The following is a 16,607-nucleotide window of genomic DNA, read 5'->3' as shown; positions in this document are numbered from 1 at the left end:
ATCACCGCAAAGCTGCGCGGAGCGTTAGGACCGTCTAGAACAGTTGCAGATCTTTCCGACCACTTTGGATTTCGGCAAGGTTCGGCATGTTCTGGATCGCCACGGGTGCAAGTTGTTCACCCGGCATCGCGACGGTCGGTTGCATCGCTGCCGCCTTACCGAAGGCTGGGGGTTGCTCCAGCTCTCCTCGGATATCGCGCAGCAGTGTTTTGTGATCCGGCATCGCCTTGAGGATCTGCGCAAGATCCACTTTCGCGCCCTTCCACCACTGGAACCAGATCGGTTTCTTCAACGGTCGCAGACGATCACGAATGCCGGTTCCATAGCCGGTATCATAGACCTGCTTGCCCAAAAGAACCGCCTGATAAACGCGGAAGTTAAACAGCGTCGCGAATTCGATATCGTGTTCCATGGGCAGGCGATGTTGCCACAATTCCAGGTTTTCGGCCAAACGATCCGGTATCTTCATCTCTGTGCGTGCGTCGATCCAATATTGGTCGTCCGTGCGGTTTCCCAATCGGTAGTGCAGACAGATGAAATCCAGAACCTCGTCATAGAGATTGTTCATTTGCCGATTGTACCTTGCCCGCAGCGATGGCTCGATGTCGCGCGTGGGCAAGTGTTCTGCGAACCAGCGCACTGCATGATCAACCATATGGATCGCGGTACTTTCCAACGGTTCAATGAACCCGCCGGACAAACCGATTGCCAGACAGTTCTTGACCCACGCATTGCGCGCTCGCCCGATGCGCATCGGGATCACGCGCGGTGTCAAACCCTTGCCACTGTCGCCCAACCATTCGAGGTATTCTTCTGCCGCCTGATCATCCGTGCGATGCGCCGATGAATAAACGTAGCCCGTGCCCACACGATTGTAGAGCGGCACCCGCCATGTCCAACCGGCACCCAGCGCGGTAGATCGGGTGACGCTTTCGATTTTCTCTGGGTCGGGATGTTCGATCTGTAACGCCATGGCGCGGTCGTTGGGCAGGTATTCCGAGTAATCCATAAACGGCTCACCCAGAGCCTTGTTGATGATCAAGCCGCGGAACCCGGTGCAATCTATGACCATCTCGATGTCGTGGCGGCCCTTACGGTCTAACATCAGATGGCTGACATTGCCCTGTTCATCCAGCTCAACCGCCTGCACCTCATCCTGGATATGCTCAACGCCGCGCTTGGTGCAGACCTTGGTCAGCATGCCTGCAAACTTCACAGCGTCCAGATGATATGCATAGCCAAACCGTTGCTCGAACTCGGGCTGACCCAGCGGTCGTCCGCCCTTGCACAGGCGGGCCAGATCGTCATGCGGCGAGATGGATTGTGTAAAATCCCTATCGCCGTTGCCAAAGCGTAAGAAATACTCGGCGGCTTCCAATCCTTCCAACAACTGACCGTGGGCAAAAGGGTTCACGTAATCGATGCGATTGCCTTTTGCGTCCTTGTTCCAATTGCAGAACTTCACACCCAGCTTGAACGACGCATTGGTCTCGCGGAAGAAATCCCGCTCGGAAATGCCCGCTTGGCGCAGCGTGACCGGCATGCGCGGCACCGTGGCCTCACCGACGCCAACGGTGGCGATATTGGGGCTTTCGATCAGGCATATGCGCGGGCGATCCTTGGGTGCTGAAGTGCGTGACAACACCATGTCCAAGATCAGCGCGGTCATCCAACCCGCCGTGCCACCACCTACGATGGTGATCTTACGCAAACGATTATTCATATTGTTCTGTCCCTGTTGGCTTGAGGGATTTATTGGCTGCTTCCCCTTTTTGTTTTTGAGGATTGTATGGCAGCCTTCCCTTCTGGCATGGGCAAAGCATAGCAGGTTTCCTGCATCCAGCTAGGGTCTTGGAGGCTCTGAACTGAATGCACGATCCTTCTTCGGGCAAAGCGACGCACGGTCACCCGCCCCCTGGCCCAGGGCAACACACATAGCCGCAAAGCGTTCAAGGCAAACCGGGCCGCCGATGCACCGCAGCTTCTGCGAGGCAACTTGAAATCAGAGCAAACGCAATTCCCGGGCGCGTGTCAGATTTCCTCGCCTTTTTTCAGAAGTTCTTCGATCAGATCGCGCTGCAGATCCTGACTGTCGCCCCCTCCGAATTCGGCCGCGCCACCGGTGTACAAGGTGCCATAGGTCTTGGCGATGTTCACTGTCTGGGCCAGCCCCGAGATCAGCTGGTTCTTGTCCAGCCGCGATAGTGGATGGATGTACGCAGCCCACAAGATACCGTTCGCAAGCGCGTAACGCGCGTCCAGCGTGCTGTCAAAATTCGCCTGCATCATGCGTTCAAGGTCCGCAGGCGACAAGTCTTCGGCGCTGCCGATCGCGACCATGGCCCGCATCCGGTCTGCATTGATATCCGTAACGACCAGCACCGTTGCGTCCCCAACTTTCAGTTCAAACCCCGGTCCAAACGGTTTCGCGTCAGGATCGAGCGCAAAGATGATCTTTCCCAATCGCTCATACGTCATTGGGGGTTCCGGCTCAGCCGTCTCTTGAGCCAATGCACCACCGGTAAGGAAAATCATCAATAGGGCTAGTCGGATCATGGCATCGCTCCTTCAGGCTATAGGCCGACAATAGGGTCGGGGCGCAGACCTGACCAAACAAAGCTTGGTGAACAGTATTTCGAAGGCACCCACAGCTTTGAACGATCTGCAAGATACTCGGGGCTATCTGCGATAGCTCGTTCAGAACCTAGTTCCTAGCTTTGGTTCAGCGGCTGGCAGACCTGCTGGCCGGATACTGAACCGGAAAGGAAATACAAATGAAGTCTCTCGTTCTTACCACCCTGATCGCCACATTGCCCCTGATCGCAGCCCCGGCCTTTGCTGCGGATGAGATCAACGTATCAAACGGTATTTCTGCCGCCGGTGCGCCGCTTGCCGCGCATGGGGTCGATCTGGTGACTCTCGTTAACGACGGCAACCCGGTCGATGGATTTGCCACCCACTCGGCCACTTATGACGGCGCATCTTATTACTTCACCAGCGCCGCCAACCGCGAAGCGTTCGAGGCTAACCCGGCGGCCTACCTGCCGCAGCATGGCGGGTTCTGTTCGTTCGGCGTTTCTGTCGGCAAAAAATTCGACGGCGATCCGGATCAATACCTGGTGGCTGACGGGAAGCTGTATCTGTTCCTGAACGCAGATACTCGCGCGGCGTTCCTTGAAGATGTCTCTGCCACATCCGAAACCGCTGACAATCAGTGGTCCAAGATCAAAAGCATCGCGGTCGGAGAACTGTAATCTGACAGCCAAAGGCCCGCGAAGTTACGATTTTGCGGGCCTTTTTGCTTCAATGACCTCGATGGCGCTGGCCAAGGCTGCTTCTATGCTCAGGTCTGACGTGTCCAGCAAGACGGCATCTTCGGCCGGCTTCATGGGCGCGGCGCTGCGTTCTGCATCGCGTGCGTCGCGTTCTTTTACGTCCAACAGCACCTGTTCACGCGTGATATCACTGCCCTTCGAGCTGAGCTCAAGGAACCGACGCTCAGCCCGAACTTCGGGGCTGGCGGTGACGAACAGTTTCACCTCGGCCTCGGGACAAATTACCGTACCGATGTCGCGACCGTCCAGCACAGCTCCCCCACTGCGGCGTGCGAAAGCGCGCTGGAAGTCAACCAACGCGGCCCGAACCTCGGGGATCACGGCTACTTTTGAGGCCGCCTGCGCGATCTCGGCCGTACGTAAATCGCCCTGCTCCAACTCTTCTGGGGTCAGGGCTTGTGCTGCCGCGATCGGCTCCAGTCCCTGCAAAGTCCGCCTGCCGACCGCGCGGTACAAAAGCCCGGTGTCCAGATGCGCGAACCCAAATTGGGCCGCGACCGCTTTTGAGATCGTGCCCTTGCCCGCCGCCGCAGGCCCGTCAATGGCGATTGTGAACTGCGAAACTGACATCAAACCTACCGATTATTACGCTGCAATTTAGCACCCAACGTGGCCATCAAAGGTTCAAAAATCGGGAACGAGGTGGCGATCGGGCCTGCATCGTCGACGGTCACACCCTTTTTGGCGCCCATCCCCAAAATCATGAAAGACATGGCGATCCGGTGGTCAAGAAAGCTCTCACACGTGCCGCCGCCGGGGACGTTGCCGATGCCCAGCCCCTCAACCGACCACCATTCATCACCTTCTTCGACGGTTACACCGTTGGCGCGCAGGCCCCGGGCCATTGCGTCGATCCGGTCACTTTCTTTCACGCGCAGCTCTTTTACACCGCCCATCATCGTGACGCCGGTGGCATTTGCCGCAACGACGGACAGCACAGGGTATTCATCGATCATCGAGGCTGCGCGTTCCGGTGGAACATCGATCCCCTTCATATTCGGCGAATATTTCGCGCGCAGATCGGCTACGGGTTCACCGCCCTCTTCGCGCTCATTCTCGTATGTCAGATATGCACCCATCTCGCGCAGCGTGGTGAACAACCCTGCCCGGGTAGGGTTCAGGCCGATGCCCGGCACCAGAACGTCCGACCCCGGCGTGAGCAGCGCCGCGCAGACCGGAAAGGCCGCGCTGGACGGATCGCGCGGAACGGCAATGACCTGCGGTTTCAACTCGGGGCGACCGGTCAGAGTGATAACCCGGCCCTCATCAGTGTCCTCAACGGTGATTTCCGCGCCAAAGCCCGCCAGCATCCGCTCGGAATGGTCGCGTGTGGCTTCTTTCTCGATCACCACAGTTTTGCCGGGAGCATTAAGGCCAGCTAGCAGCACCGCAGATTTTACCTGGGCGGAAGGCACGGGTACCTCGTAGCGCACCGGCGTGGAGTCAGCCGCACCAACGATGGTCATCGGCAAGCGCCCCCCTGAACGGCCCACCGATTGCGTTCCAAACAAAGCCAGCGGATCTGTCACCCGCGCCATGGGGCGTTTGTTCAGACTCGCGTCGCCCGTAAAAGTCGCCGAAATCGGACAGGTCGCCATCGCGCCCATAATCAAACGAACACCGGTGCCCGAGTTGCCGCAATCAATCACCTGATCGGGTTCGGCAAAGCCACCGACACCCACACCATGCACAGTCCATTCACCACCGCCGTGGTCAGTGACCTCGGCCCCGAAGGCGCGCATGGCCTTGGCGGTGTCCAGAACGTCTTCGCCTTCCAACAGGCCCGAGATCTTGGTCTCGCCCACGGCCATCGCACCCAGGATCAGCGACCGGTGCGAAATAGATTTGTCACCGGGCACCTCTGCCGTTCCGGTCAGCGGGCCGCAGGGATGCGAGGTCATCGGGATGGGCGTGCCGTGTCCGGACATGGGGGCTCCTGTTTTCGCTATCAGTTCAAGGCGGATTAGCGAATTGGGGCCGGTTGGTCCAGCCGCAATCAGTCTTTGCGGCGGAAGGTCAGGTAGTGTGGCGTACGGCCTTCACGCAGGGCTTTCTGTTCATAGCGGGTGGAAATCCAGTCATCCCACGGCTCGCGCCAGTCGGCAGGGCGCTCGGCCTGCCATTCGAACCCGGCGCGCGGCACCTCTTCCAATGTCTGGCGCACATAGTCGGGGATGTCCGTAGCAACGCGGAATATAGACCCCGGCTTCAGGGCGCGGGCCAAAGGCTCCAGATGTTCCTGCGTCACGAAACGGCGACGGTGGTGCCGTGTCTTGGGCCATGGGTCGGGATACAGAAGGAAGGCGCGTGAGATGCTGGCCTCAGGCAGAACATCGAACAGATCGCGCACATCGCCCGGATGAACCGCCAGATTTTCGACCCCGGCCTGACGAATCTTACCCAACAGCATTGCGACGCCGTTGATATACGGTTCGGCCCCGATAATGCCGATATCGGGGTTGCTGGCAGCCTGGTGCACCAGATGCTCACCCCCACCAAAGCCGACCTCAAGCCAGACGTCTTTGCCACTGAACAGAGCGTTCAGGTCCAGCGGATGGCGTTCAGGATTGGTTTCCCAATCCACCGCGCCCGGTGACAGTGCATCAAGGTCTTCGTTCAGATACGTCTTTTGGCTGGGCTTCAGGGTTTTCCCTTTGAAGCGGCCATAGAAGTTTCTGCGCGGGCGTTGTGGGGTCTGGGTGCTCATGGCGGTGGCCATACTGCGACACCGAGGTTGGTTCAAGAGGGGCGTAGTAATCACCGGCCAACAAAAAAAGCGCGCCGATGTCGGCGCGCTTTGATATTTCAGATCAGACGGCGGCTTTCAGCGCATCCGCCAGATCGGTCCGTTCCCAGCTAAAACCGCCATCCGCCTCGGGCTCGCGGCCAAAGTGGCCGTAAGCCGCCGTGCGCTGATAGATAGGCTTGTTCATCTGCAGATGCTGCCGGATTCCGCGCGGGGTCAGATCCATGACCTGACCAACAGCCTTTTCGATTTTGGCGTCCGGGATTTCACCAGTGCCGTGAGTGTCGGCATAGATCGACAGTGGCTTGGACACACCAATCGCATAGCTTAACTGGATCGTGCAGCGTTCTGCCATTCCGGCTGCCACAACATTCTTGGCAAGGTAACGCGCGGCATACGCGGCTGAGCGGTCCACCTTGGTCGGGTCCTTACCCGAGAACGCGCCCCCGCCGTGCGGCGCTGCGCCACCATAGGTGTCTACGATGATCTTGCGCCCGGTCAGACCTGCGTCTCCATCGGGGCCACCGATCACGAATTTGCCAGTGGGGTTCACGTGCCACTCAGTTTCGTTGCTCAACCACCCTTCGGGCAGTGATTCACGAATGTAAGGCTCGACAATCGCGCGGATGTCGGCCGAGCTCAGCGCTTCGTCCAAGTGTTGTGTCGACAACACGATCGAGCTGACGCCCACAGGTTTGCCGTCACGGTAAATGACCGACAATTGCGACTTGGCATCAGGGCCCAACGCGGGCTCGCTGCCATTCTTGCGCACTTCGGCAAGACGGCGCAGGATCGCGTGCGAATACTGGATTGGCGCCGGCATCAGCGCAGGCGTTTCCGTGGTCGCATAACCGAACATGATGCCCTGGTCACCGGCACCTTCGTCCTTGTCTGCAGCTGCATCCACGCCTTGAGCGATATGCGCGGACTGTTCGTGCAGCAGGTTTGTCACCTCGACGGTTTCGTGGTGGAACTTGTCCTGCTCGTATCCGATGTCTTTGATACAGGCGCGCGCAATCTCGTCGATGCGGCCCATGTAGTCGTGCAGCTTTTCCTGATCAGACAGACCTACTTCGCCACCGATGACGACCCGGTCGGTCGTAGCAAAGGTTTCGCACGCCACGCGCGCTTCGGGTTCTTCATTCAGAAATGCGTCAAGCACGGCATCAGAAATCCGGTCACAAACCTTATCCGGGTGCCCTTCGGAAACGGATTCCGAAGTAAATGTGTAGTTCTGTCGGGACATGAAAGTGCTCCATTGAGATTTTCCATCACGCCAGGAAGCCGTTGTGATGAGCATGCAACCGGATACGCACGATGAAACACAGCGTCAATCCGAAAATACTATTGCTGCTCTCTGGCGTTGCGCCAAAGCAGCGCAAATAACGCCAACAGCGCGACAAATACCGGTGCATCACCCAGCCGGGCGTACACAGTCGGGGCCAGCGCCTTGGGCAATGTCGCATCGACAAAACCGGCCTGCCCCAGAGGCAATGCCTCGGTCACCCGGCCCAGCGGGTCAATCATCGCCGACACTCCCGTATTGGCCGATCGCATCATCGGCAACCCTTGCTCGATGGCGCGCATCTGAGCTTGTGCCAGATGCTGATACGGCCCCGAGCGCGTTCCGAACCACGCGTCGTTGGTGATCTGCAAAAGAAAATCGGCACGACCCGGTGCAGACAAGACGTCCTGAGTAAAGACTGCCTCATAGCAGATAAGTGGCAGGGCTTTCCCCAGCTTGCCAGCGTCCATCAGCGAAGCACCCGGTCCGGCACTAAAGCCATTGCCAGTAGTGGCAGCCAGTCCGTAAATTCCGAACTGGGCCAAGATGTCACCAAATGGGACATATTCCCCAAAGGGTGCCAGGTGATGCTTGTCATAAAGCCCCTGCTGCCGGCCATCTTCATCCAGATAGATCATCGAATTGTAGATGCGCGGGCCGTCCCCTCTCTGAATTCCCAGAAATACGGGCGTCCCCTGCGCGGCATCGGCGATTGCGGTCAGATAAGGCTGTGCACTGCCCAGCCATGCAGGAACCGAGGTTTCCGGCCAGACAATTAAGTCTGGTCGCGGGGCCGCCGCCGTGAACTCTAATTGACGGGCAAAAAACAGCGGGGCGTAATCCGGATCCCATTTTTGATGCTGGGGCGCATTTGGTTGAATGAGGCGAACAACATTGTCAGTGTCCGTAACAGACGGGCGCGACGCGGCATAAATCAATGCGAAACACGCGATTCCAACAGTTAGGACTAACGGAACCACATAGCCATCGCGCTGCGACAGCGCGGCCCCAAGCGGCAAAGTCGCCAGCAAAGTCACCGCGCCCAGCCCATTTGGCCCGAACAGAGACAAAAGCTGTGCGCCCTGTGTGTCCACCCAAACCTGCGCCAGCCCCGCCCAGGGAAACCCCGTCAGGACATACCCTCGGGCAAATTCCAGCAGTGAGATTGAAATCGCCAGAAACACGGCCTCTGATACGCGATTGCCGTCAGGGCGTCGCACCAGCCAAAAAGCAAGCGCCCAAAACAACGCGAGGCCGCCTGCCATGAATGTCAGGGCAAATGGTGCCATCCATCCGTGACGTTGGACATCAACAAGGAACGGCTCGACAATCCAACTGAGCGCATGCGCAAAATACCCGGTCGCAAAGGCCCAGCCCAGCCACGCCGCCTTCACCCGCGTCTCAGTCGTAAGAAACAGAGGCGACAGCAAGATCAGTGCGATCACTGTTGCCGGCCAAATGCCGAACGGAGCAAGCCCAAACGCCGCGACCGCGCCCAGCAGAGCTGCGGATATTAACCGCAACCAAAACGGCCAGCCCTGTGCAGGGTTCATTCAACGCGATCCGGCAACATGACACGCAGACGTTTGATCCGGCGCGGGTCGGCGTCAATCACCTCGAACTCGGGACCTTCGGGATGCAATACGACCTCGCCCCGCGCTGGGACGCGACCAGACAGCATGAAGACCAATCCGCCCAAGGTGTCGATCTCTTCCTCGTCCACGTCTTCGTGACTTGTCAGAGAACGCCCGATCTCGGCCTCGAATTCCTCCAAGGGGACGCGGGCTTGCACGACATAGTAGCCGGGCTTTTCCTGTATCCAAAGCTGGCCTTCGTCGGCATCGTGCTCATCCGCAATCTCACCGACCACCTGTTCGATCAGATCCTCGATCGACACCAGACCATCAACACCGCCGTATTCGTCAATCACCAGCGCCATATGGCGGCGTTCGGTCTGCATCTTCGTCAACAACACGCCAATAGGCATCGACGGCGGCACAAACAGCAAAGTGCGCAGCATCGAGACCAGATCAAACTCTGACCCCGTGCCGTTAAATCCGTGCGTAAGCGCAAAATCCTTCAGGTGTACAAACCCCAAAGGCGTATCAAGCGTTCCCTCATAGACGGGGATACGGGACAGGCCGCTGTCGCGGAAAACCTGAGCCAGTTCATCCTTGCTGATTGTCGAGGGCACGGACACGATTTCCGCCGTGGGAATAGCCACATCTTCGACCCGCATTCGCCGCAGGTTGATCATGCCGCGAGGCTGAACCATGTCGACCTCATGTCCATTGGTTGCGCTGACCTCTTCGTCGCTCTGCGGCGAGAACGCGTCCACTATTCGAGAAAAGAAGCCAGCTTTTTCGCTGGCATTTTCACCGCTGTCCTTCGGTTGCGCGCTCTGCGCCGCCATAGAACTGCCGTCTGTATCGCCCATAATCCTGTTCCAAATGATCGGCCAATGCGGCCACTATTACATACTATATGGGTCATCTATACCCATTTTGCCAAGTATCTCGACCTCGACCCCTTCCATCAAAGTGGCGTCGGGGTCACGGATGTGGTCATAGCCCAGCAAGTGCAACACTCCGTGAATGATCAGATGCGTGACGTGATCGTCCATAGTTTTGCTGGCGTCGGCTGCTTCACGGGCGCAAGTATCGAAAGATATCGCAATGTCGCCCAGCGCGATTTCGCCTGTAAAGTCTGGCGTGAGTCGGGCAGGCCTCTGCCCCGCTTCATCAGCGGCCAGATCTTCGGCTGGCCAACTCAGCACATTGGTCGGCGTGGGCTTTTCCCTAAATTCCGCGTTCAGGTCAGCAATTCGCGCATCATCGCAGGCCAACAGACTGATTTCGCACAGCTCGGCGTCCAGATCGCAAAAGTCCAAAACTGCCTTTATCGCGCGCGCGGCCAACGGTTCAAGCTGTTGCCAGCGCGCATCTTCGATCGTCACTTCCAGGTTCATCTCACCGTGTCCAAAGCCCTGTGGCCGCAACCGGGACGACTATGCTTTCTCGCGGCCCGAGTCGGCCTCATACGCTTCGATAATGGCGGCCACAAGCGGGTGGCGCACAACATCCTTGGACGTGAAGTAGTTGAAGCTGATGTTTGGTATCGTATTCAACAAACGCTCGGCATCGGCCAACCCTGACTGAACACCGCGCGGCAGGTCAACCTGCGAGCGGTCACCAGTGATCACCATTCGGCTACCTTCACCCAGACGCGTCAGGAACATTTTCATCTGCATGGTCGTGGCGTTCTGAGCTTCGTCCAGCACAACAAACGCATTCGCCAGCGTACGTCCCCGCATGAAGGCCAGCGGCGCGATTTCGATTCGCTTTTCTTCGATCAGCTTGGCCAGCTGCTTTCCGGGAAGAAAGTCATTCAATGCGTCATAAAGCGGCTGCATGTAAGGATCGACTTTGTCTTTCATGTCGCCGGGCAGATAGCCCAGCTTTTCGCCAGCTTCGACTGCAGGGCGGCTAAGAATGATCCGATCTACATGGCCGCCGATAAACATCGACACGCCAGCGGCCACGGCAAGATAGGTCTTACCCGTACCGGCAGGGCCAATCCCGAAGGCCAGCTCATTGTTGAACAAGGACTGGACGTATGCCTTTTGTGCATCCGTGCGCGGCTCGACCAGTTTCTTGCGCGTCTTGATTTCGACCGTGCCGCCTCTGAACATCTCAAGCTGATCACCGTCGCGGCTGCCGGTTCCCGTCTCCGAGCCACCCATCCGCAACTCGCGGTCCACATCGGCCGCTTCGACGTCACGTCCGCCTTCCAGGCGTGTGTACAGCGCCTGCAAAACCTCGATGGCCTGCTTCTGGGCGTCTTCGTCACCCATAACGGCCAGCTGATTCCCGCGGCGCACGATCTGAACTGAGAGCTTTTGCTCAATATCTGTCAGATTGCGGTCATATTCCCCGCACAGGTCAATTAATAATCGGTTGTCTGGAAACTCAACAAACGCTTCGCGCTGAGGCATTTCATCTTGCGGTGGGTTTAGGGCACCGATGGCCAATCCGCTCTCCTGTCTTGGCGTTTCACCTTGAGCGTAGACAGGAAGTCTTGGTGGGCGCAAGCCACAGTTTCATTTTTTCCGCCCAAATGGCAAAACCGCCAATGCGGCCGGCCCGTGCGCGGTACCTGTTGGCGCCGCTGTTTTAGTCGGCGTGTCAGAACCGATAGTTCAAACCCAGCTTCAGACCGCGATATTTCGGTGTCGATCTGGTTGAGGTTCCATTGCCGAAATCCACGTTTTCAGCGCTGAACTGAACGTATTCGAACTCACCCGTGATCGACCAGTGTTCGGTCAGGTTATGTTCGGCCCCGATGCTGGCGGTAAAGCCGCTGCGTCGGCCGCCACTTTCGAAGAATTGAGAGCCCCCCTGGACGGCCTGTCTGCTTGTTGTGTTGATGTCGCCATTCACATATCCAGCCGACACAAAATACAACACCGTACCGCTTTTGTTGGTCAGGCCATTGCGCAGCCGAATCGAGAACACGCCCGATATTTCGGACCCGCCCGTGACCGTCTGGCCGTTGATCTGGTTGGAGGCGTCATCGCTAAGCGAGCCGAACTCGTACCCAAGCTCAAACCCGTAAACGTAGTCGCGCCCGCCGCGCGCAGGCAAAACGCCGCGCCACCCGGCCCGCACGCCACCCAACGAACCGCTCAGGTCCAGGTCGCCTACTTCCGAGGTTCCGCCGGGTCCAGTCAGTCCAAATCGATCGTCGCCCCCAAAAGCGTACGCGCCCGTAGCACCCAGATAAAAGGCGCTGACGTCACTGCCGAACCGTTTTGGGTTGACGACAGGAGGGTCAGAGAGACCTTGATCCAGATTGCCTGCAGCGGTCACACCGGGAAGCACCGAAACAGCGATCGCGGTGGTAAGGGCGGATTTCAACAGCCGCCCAGAAAAACGTTTCAAAGTCTTCACTCGTACCCTTTCCATTCACCGACCTGCCCATCCCGTCGGCAAGAGATGAGGTCTCCCAAAGGCACAAAACACTCGACCCCTAAGCAACCTGATTTTTCTCGGAACATAATTCCGAGTAATAAATCAAGGGTAAATTTGGAATTAACAAATCCGTATGGTTTCCAAAATCCAAATAACGGACGCGTTAGCGCAACGCACCCGCCAATGAATTTGCGCCCGATGACATGATCCGGACATCGCGCAATTCGCCCACCGCAACATCAGCGTCAGACACGTGAACCGAATGAAGATACTCGGACTTTCCGACCATCTGACCTGGCAAACGACCCGGTTTTTCAAACAGCACTTTCACGTCCCGGCCAACCATTGCGTCCTGAATCTCGCGCTGGTGACGGGTAATCAACCCCTGAAGCCGCTGCAGACGATCGTCTGCAGCCTTGGGATCAACCTGAGACCGCTCAGCCGCCGGTGTTCCGGGGCGGGTCGAATATTTGAACGAATACGCATATCCGTATTTGACCTCTTCCACCAAATCCATGGTGGCCTGAAAATCCTCTTCGGTCTCTTCAGGGAAGCCGACGATGAAGTCGCCGGACATCACGATATCCGGGCGCGCGGCGCGAATGCGCTCGATCAGGCGCAGATAGCTCTCGGCGGTGTGACTGCGGTTCATTCGCTTGAGGATGCGATCCGAACCCGACTGAACCGGCAGATGCAGATAAGGCATCAGCTTGTCGCACGTCCCGTGCGCTTCGATCAGGTCATCGCCCATGTCGTTGGGATGTGAGGTGGTGAACCGGATCCGCTCTAGCCCGTCGACCTTGTTCAGCTCCCAGATCAGACCGGCCAGCGTCATGTCACCATTAGGACCAGCGCCGTGATAGGCGTTTACGTTCTGCCCCAGCAGAGTGATTTCGCGCACTCCGCGTTCGACCAGATCGTTCGCCTCGCGCAGGATACGATCGGCGGGACGGCTGACTTCGGCACCGCGGGTATACGGCACCACGCAGAAGGCACAGAACTTGTCGCAGCCTTCCTGCACCGTCAGAAATGCGGTCGGTCCGCGTTTTGCCTTGGGGCGGTTTTTAAGTTTTTCGAATTTGTCTTCTTCGGGGAATTCCGTGTCCAGCGCCTTGGCACCGGTGCGCGTCTTCGCCTCCATCTCGGGCAGGCGGTGATAGCTTTGCGGACCGACAACAAGGTCAACAATCGGCTGGCGGCGCATAATCTCTTCGCCTTCTGCCTGTGCAACACATCCAGCAACACCGATCTTGAGGTCGGGCTTTTCGGTCTTCAAACCTTTGAACCGGCCAAGCTCGGAATAGATTTTTTCCGCAGCTTTTTCCCGAATATGGCAGGTGTTCAGCAGGATCATATCCGCTTCATCGGGGCTCTTGGTTTCCACGTAACCCTGACCGCCCAGCGTTTCCGCCATACGCTCGCTGTCGTATACGTTCATCTGGCAACCATAGGTCTTGATGTACAGCTTTTTGGGTTCTGACATGAAAACGGCCTTTGCATTCGCGGGATCGGCGTCGTCTATACCCTACGAACGCCGCTTGCAATGGCGACGCGATTACCCGATTCTGACCCGAAACTCCAGCAAGGCGGCAGCGGACAGGCAATGCAATACGAATCTCTCGACTCTTTCCTGCAAACGGGCAAGTCCGCTTTGGCAAAGGGACCCCTCGCGTTGGTTTTTGTCGAAGATGACGTCGAAACTGATAGCACCATCCGTCACCATCTGAATCTGGGCTTCAAGTCCCTGATCGTTTTCATGCCGCAGGAATTTGCGCTGGACCCCGAACTTGAGGGCCGAGTTCACCGCGTCTCTCTCAGCTGCGTCCCGCGCACCGTCGTGTTTGAGACGATCAACAAGATCATTCAGGCGGCACCGAGTTTGTGGATGTATTACTGCTTCAACGCCGAGTACCTCTTCTTTCCCTTTTGCGAGACGCGCACAATCGGTGAAATGCTGGCGTTTCACACCGAAGAACGCCGCGACTCGATGCTGAGTCATGTCGTCGATCTTTATGCAGAGGATCTGAACGAATTCCCGAACGGCGTCGCACCTGAACACGCGATGATGGATCGCACCGGGTATTTCGCCCAGGCGCGGCTTGATTCATTAAAGCACCCGAAGGAGCGCCAGCTGGATATGTCTGGTGGCTTGCGATGGCGGTTCGAAGAACACGTTCCCGCACAAAGCCGCCGAATTGATCGGATTGCCCTGTTCAAATCCAAACCGGGATTGTCATTGCGACCGGATCACACGTTTAACGACGAAGAATACAACACGTATTCCTGCCCGTGGCATCACAACCTAACGGCTGCAGTGTGCTCTTTCCGCGCGGCCAAAGCCCTGAAAACCAACGCAGGATCTACTTTTGACATTCCGACATTCCGCTGGCGCAATTCGATTCCGTTCGAATGGTCGTCAAATCAGTTGCTTGAGATGGGGTTGATCGAAACGGGCCAGTGGTTCTGACCCGCCTCAATGACCTATCCGGTGTCTGATCACCGCCGCAGCAACATCGGAAACCAATCCTCGCGCAAGCGCTGGCCCGGAACCATGTCATGCCCCGGAAACGGCGGCGATGTCCGGCCTGGCCGCTCGACAAATCGCGCATCGTCACCAACCAAACGCAGTGAAAACGCGCGGCGGCGGCTTTCAGAGTTGTTTCCCCGCGCGCCGTGAAGCGTTCGGTAGTTGAAGGCAACCGCGTCGCCCGGCTCCATCTCGAACTCGACAACCCGCATCCCTTCGGCATCCGGGTCCGGGGCCGGGATGTATTGGCCTTCGTCGGGAAAGAACCCGTCTTCCGAAACCCAGCGGGTCGGCAGGACCTCTTTCTCCCAACGATGCGAGCCTGCCACACAGCGCAGTGTGGCTTGCGTGACCGGATCAAGCGGCGACCAAAAGCTGATCGTTTGCTGCCCTTCAACAAAGTAATAGGGCCCATCCTGATGCCACGGCGTCGCCATCGAGGTTCCGGGCTCTTTGACCAAAACGTGGTCGTGGAACATCTGCACTGTATCCGACTGCATCAAATCTGCCGCGACTTCTGCCGCAGGGGATTCGTGAATGACCGTCTGAAATTGTTCAATGCGCGACCAATTGCAATAATCGTCGAAAAACCGACCCGTCTGGCCTTCTTTCTTGTTCTCGGATGCATAAGGTCCGGGATCCGCCATATTCGCTGCCACCCCTTCGCGCAGGGCCTCAACGTGATCGGCAAATAGCCCTTTGATCAGGACCACGCCGTCCCGTTGATAGGTGTCGATCATTTCGTGAGTAACCAAGGGGTGCGTCATGTCTGTCTCCGTGCCGGTGGTACGACGATCTGCACATGGATGACCCCTCTGTTCAAATAATATCTTTCTAAGATAGGTTTAATTTCATGTTATATATTTCACTTCGCCAATACGAATATGTCTGTGCTATCGGCCGCTTCGGCAGCTTGTCTGCCGCGGCGCAACAGCTGAATGTCTCACAACCGGCGCTATCCACCGCTCTGACGCGCGTCGAATCGCGTCTTGGCCATCCGTTATTTTCGCGAAAACGCGGGGCCGCGCTGGCACTGACCCCGCAAGGGCGCAGATTTATCGAAGACGCGGAAAACTTGCTGACCAATGCGGCCCGGCTTGAGAAAGCGGATCAAGTCAGTGCAACCAGGGCACAGTTGCGATTGGGGTGTTTCGTGGATTTGGCCCCGTTTTTGCTGGCCAAGGTGCTGCGCCCACTGCGCATGGCACTGCCGGATTTGACCGTTTCGTACAAGGTAGACGGGTTCGAAGGGCTGATTACCGACCTGATCGACGGGCGCATAGATTTGGCGCTGACGTACGGCCTGAGCATGGATGCCGGATTTCAACAGCAGACCCTTTTCCCCAGCAGGCCAAACGCCATAATGGCCCCGGACCACCCATTGGTACGCGCGCCGTCTGTTTCGCTGAGCGAGCTGGCCGCCTATCCGCTGATCCTGTCAAACGAAGGCCTCTCATCACAGCACGTGCTTGGACTGTTTCGGCAGATCGGATTGCGACCTTCAGTGGCACACCGGGCGGCAACGCTGGAAATCCAGCGCAGTCTTGCCGCTCATCACGAGGGGGTTGCGATCAGCTATGCCACCCCGCCCTCGGACCTCAGCTATGACGGAATGCCACTTATCAGTCGCCGAATCCTGGATGACATCGCTGCGGAACCTGTGGTTCTGGCGCGCCACGGCACCGGCCCTACAGAGCCACACATCGCGCAAGCGGAACAGATTCTGATGGAGTTTTTAGCCTGA

At 57.7% G+C, this 16,607-nt stretch carries 16 protein-coding genes and 1 riboswitch; of the genes, 3 read left to right on the top strand and 13 right to left on the bottom strand.

Features of this window, described 5'->3' with window-relative positions:
* Positions 1–34 precede the first annotated feature (34 nt).
* On the bottom strand, positions 35–1,723 hold the full coding sequence (locus tag AC2FIS_RS17515) for a tryptophan halogenase family protein (protein WP_496774648.1): 1,689 nt from the start codon (positions 1,721–1,723) through the stop codon (positions 35–37).
* A 308-nt stretch (positions 1,724–2,031) separates the two neighbouring features.
* A complete protein-coding gene (locus AC2FIS_RS17510) occupies positions 2,032–2,556 on the bottom strand; it encodes a hypothetical protein (protein WP_496774647.1) in 525 nt (174 codons plus the stop codon).
* A 218-nt stretch (positions 2,557–2,774) separates the two neighbouring features.
* On the opposite strand from AC2FIS_RS17510, the gene AC2FIS_RS17505 reads away from it, so the two are divergent.
* Complete coding sequence (locus AC2FIS_RS17505) at positions 2,775–3,254, top strand: YHS domain-containing (seleno)protein (RefSeq protein WP_058273166.1); 480 nt, start codon at positions 2,775–2,777, stop codon at positions 3,252–3,254.
* Positions 3,255–3,278: 24 nt separating this feature from the next.
* Here the strand turns inward: AC2FIS_RS17505 and cmk are convergent, their stop codons facing one another.
* The 10 genes from cmk to miaB form a co-directional block, all read right to left on the bottom strand.
* Positions 3,279–3,905, bottom strand: coding sequence for a (d)CMP kinase (cmk, locus tag AC2FIS_RS17500; RefSeq protein ID WP_496774645.1), 627 nt, complete (start codon positions 3,903–3,905; stop codon positions 3,279–3,281).
* A gap of 5 nt (positions 3,906–3,910) precedes the next feature.
* On the bottom strand, positions 3,911–5,263 hold the full coding sequence (gene aroA, locus AC2FIS_RS17495) for a 3-phosphoshikimate 1-carboxyvinyltransferase (RefSeq protein WP_496774644.1): 1,353 nt from the start codon (positions 5,261–5,263) through the stop codon (positions 3,911–3,913).
* A 68-nt stretch (positions 5,264–5,331) separates the two neighbouring features.
* Positions 5,332–6,042, bottom strand: coding sequence for a tRNA (guanine(46)-N(7))-methyltransferase TrmB (gene trmB / locus AC2FIS_RS17490; RefSeq protein WP_496774643.1), 711 nt, complete (start codon positions 6,040–6,042; stop codon positions 5,332–5,334).
* A 103-nt stretch (positions 6,043–6,145) separates the two neighbouring features.
* A complete protein-coding gene (gene metK, locus AC2FIS_RS17485) occupies positions 6,146–7,327 on the bottom strand; it encodes a methionine adenosyltransferase (RefSeq protein ID WP_496774642.1) in 1,182 nt (393 codons plus the stop codon).
* Positions 7,328–7,332: 5 nt separating this feature from the next.
* A riboswitch (SAM-SAH riboswitch) is annotated at positions 7,333–7,380 on the bottom strand.
* A 45-nt stretch (positions 7,381–7,425) separates the two neighbouring features.
* Positions 7,426–8,919, bottom strand: a complete 1,494-nt coding sequence (lnt, locus tag AC2FIS_RS17480; protein ID WP_496774641.1) for an apolipoprotein N-acyltransferase — start codon at positions 8,917–8,919, stop codon at positions 7,426–7,428.
* Positions 8,916–9,803: a hemolysin family protein gene (locus AC2FIS_RS17475; protein WP_496767113.1), complete on the bottom strand. Its 888-nt coding sequence runs from the start codon at positions 9,801–9,803 to the stop codon at positions 8,916–8,918. The genes lnt and AC2FIS_RS17475 overlap by 4 nt, the downstream gene beginning before the upstream one ends.
* A gap of 36 nt (positions 9,804–9,839) precedes the next feature.
* Positions 9,840–10,334: an rRNA maturation RNase YbeY gene (gene ybeY / locus AC2FIS_RS17470; protein WP_496774639.1), complete on the bottom strand. Its 495-nt coding sequence runs from the start codon at positions 10,332–10,334 to the stop codon at positions 9,840–9,842.
* Positions 10,335–10,373: 39 nt separating this feature from the next.
* The gene (locus AC2FIS_RS17465; protein WP_108860953.1) at positions 10,374–11,396 is read right to left on the bottom strand and encodes a PhoH family protein; all 1,023 of its coding nucleotides are present in this window, start codon (positions 11,394–11,396) and stop codon (positions 10,374–10,376) included.
* 154 nt (positions 11,397–11,550) lie between these two features.
* Entirely contained in the window at positions 11,551–12,306 is a 756-nt protein-coding gene (locus AC2FIS_RS17460) for an outer membrane protein (RefSeq protein ID WP_496774636.1), read from the bottom strand.
* Between the two features lie 193 nt (positions 12,307–12,499).
* Complete coding sequence (miaB, locus tag AC2FIS_RS17455; RefSeq protein WP_496774635.1) at positions 12,500–13,819, bottom strand: tRNA (N6-isopentenyl adenosine(37)-C2)-methylthiotransferase MiaB; 1,320 nt, start codon at positions 13,817–13,819, stop codon at positions 12,500–12,502.
* A 120-nt stretch (positions 13,820–13,939) separates the two neighbouring features.
* Here miaB and AC2FIS_RS17450 point away from each other — a divergent pair, with 120 nt between their 5' ends.
* Positions 13,940–14,803 (top strand): hypothetical protein, encoded by an 864-nt coding sequence (locus AC2FIS_RS17450; RefSeq protein ID WP_496774633.1) that lies wholly within the window; start codon positions 13,940–13,942, stop codon positions 14,801–14,803.
* A gap of 29 nt (positions 14,804–14,832) precedes the next feature.
* On the opposite strand, the gene AC2FIS_RS17445 is transcribed toward AC2FIS_RS17450, so the two are convergent.
* A complete protein-coding gene (locus tag AC2FIS_RS17445) occupies positions 14,833–15,630 on the bottom strand; it encodes a phytanoyl-CoA dioxygenase family protein (protein WP_496774632.1) in 798 nt (265 codons plus the stop codon).
* Positions 15,631–15,716: 86 nt separating this feature from the next.
* Here AC2FIS_RS17445 and AC2FIS_RS17440 point away from each other — a divergent pair, with 86 nt between their 5' ends.
* On the top strand, positions 15,717–16,607 hold the full coding sequence (locus AC2FIS_RS17440) for a LysR family transcriptional regulator (protein WP_496774630.1): 891 nt from the start codon (positions 15,717–15,719) through the stop codon (positions 16,605–16,607).

The sequence above is a fragment of the Ruegeria sp. CDSB113 genome (assembly GCF_059611045.1).
The sequence above is the reverse complement of the archived record's forward strand: the minus strand, read 5'-3'. Positions and strand labels throughout refer to the sequence as shown.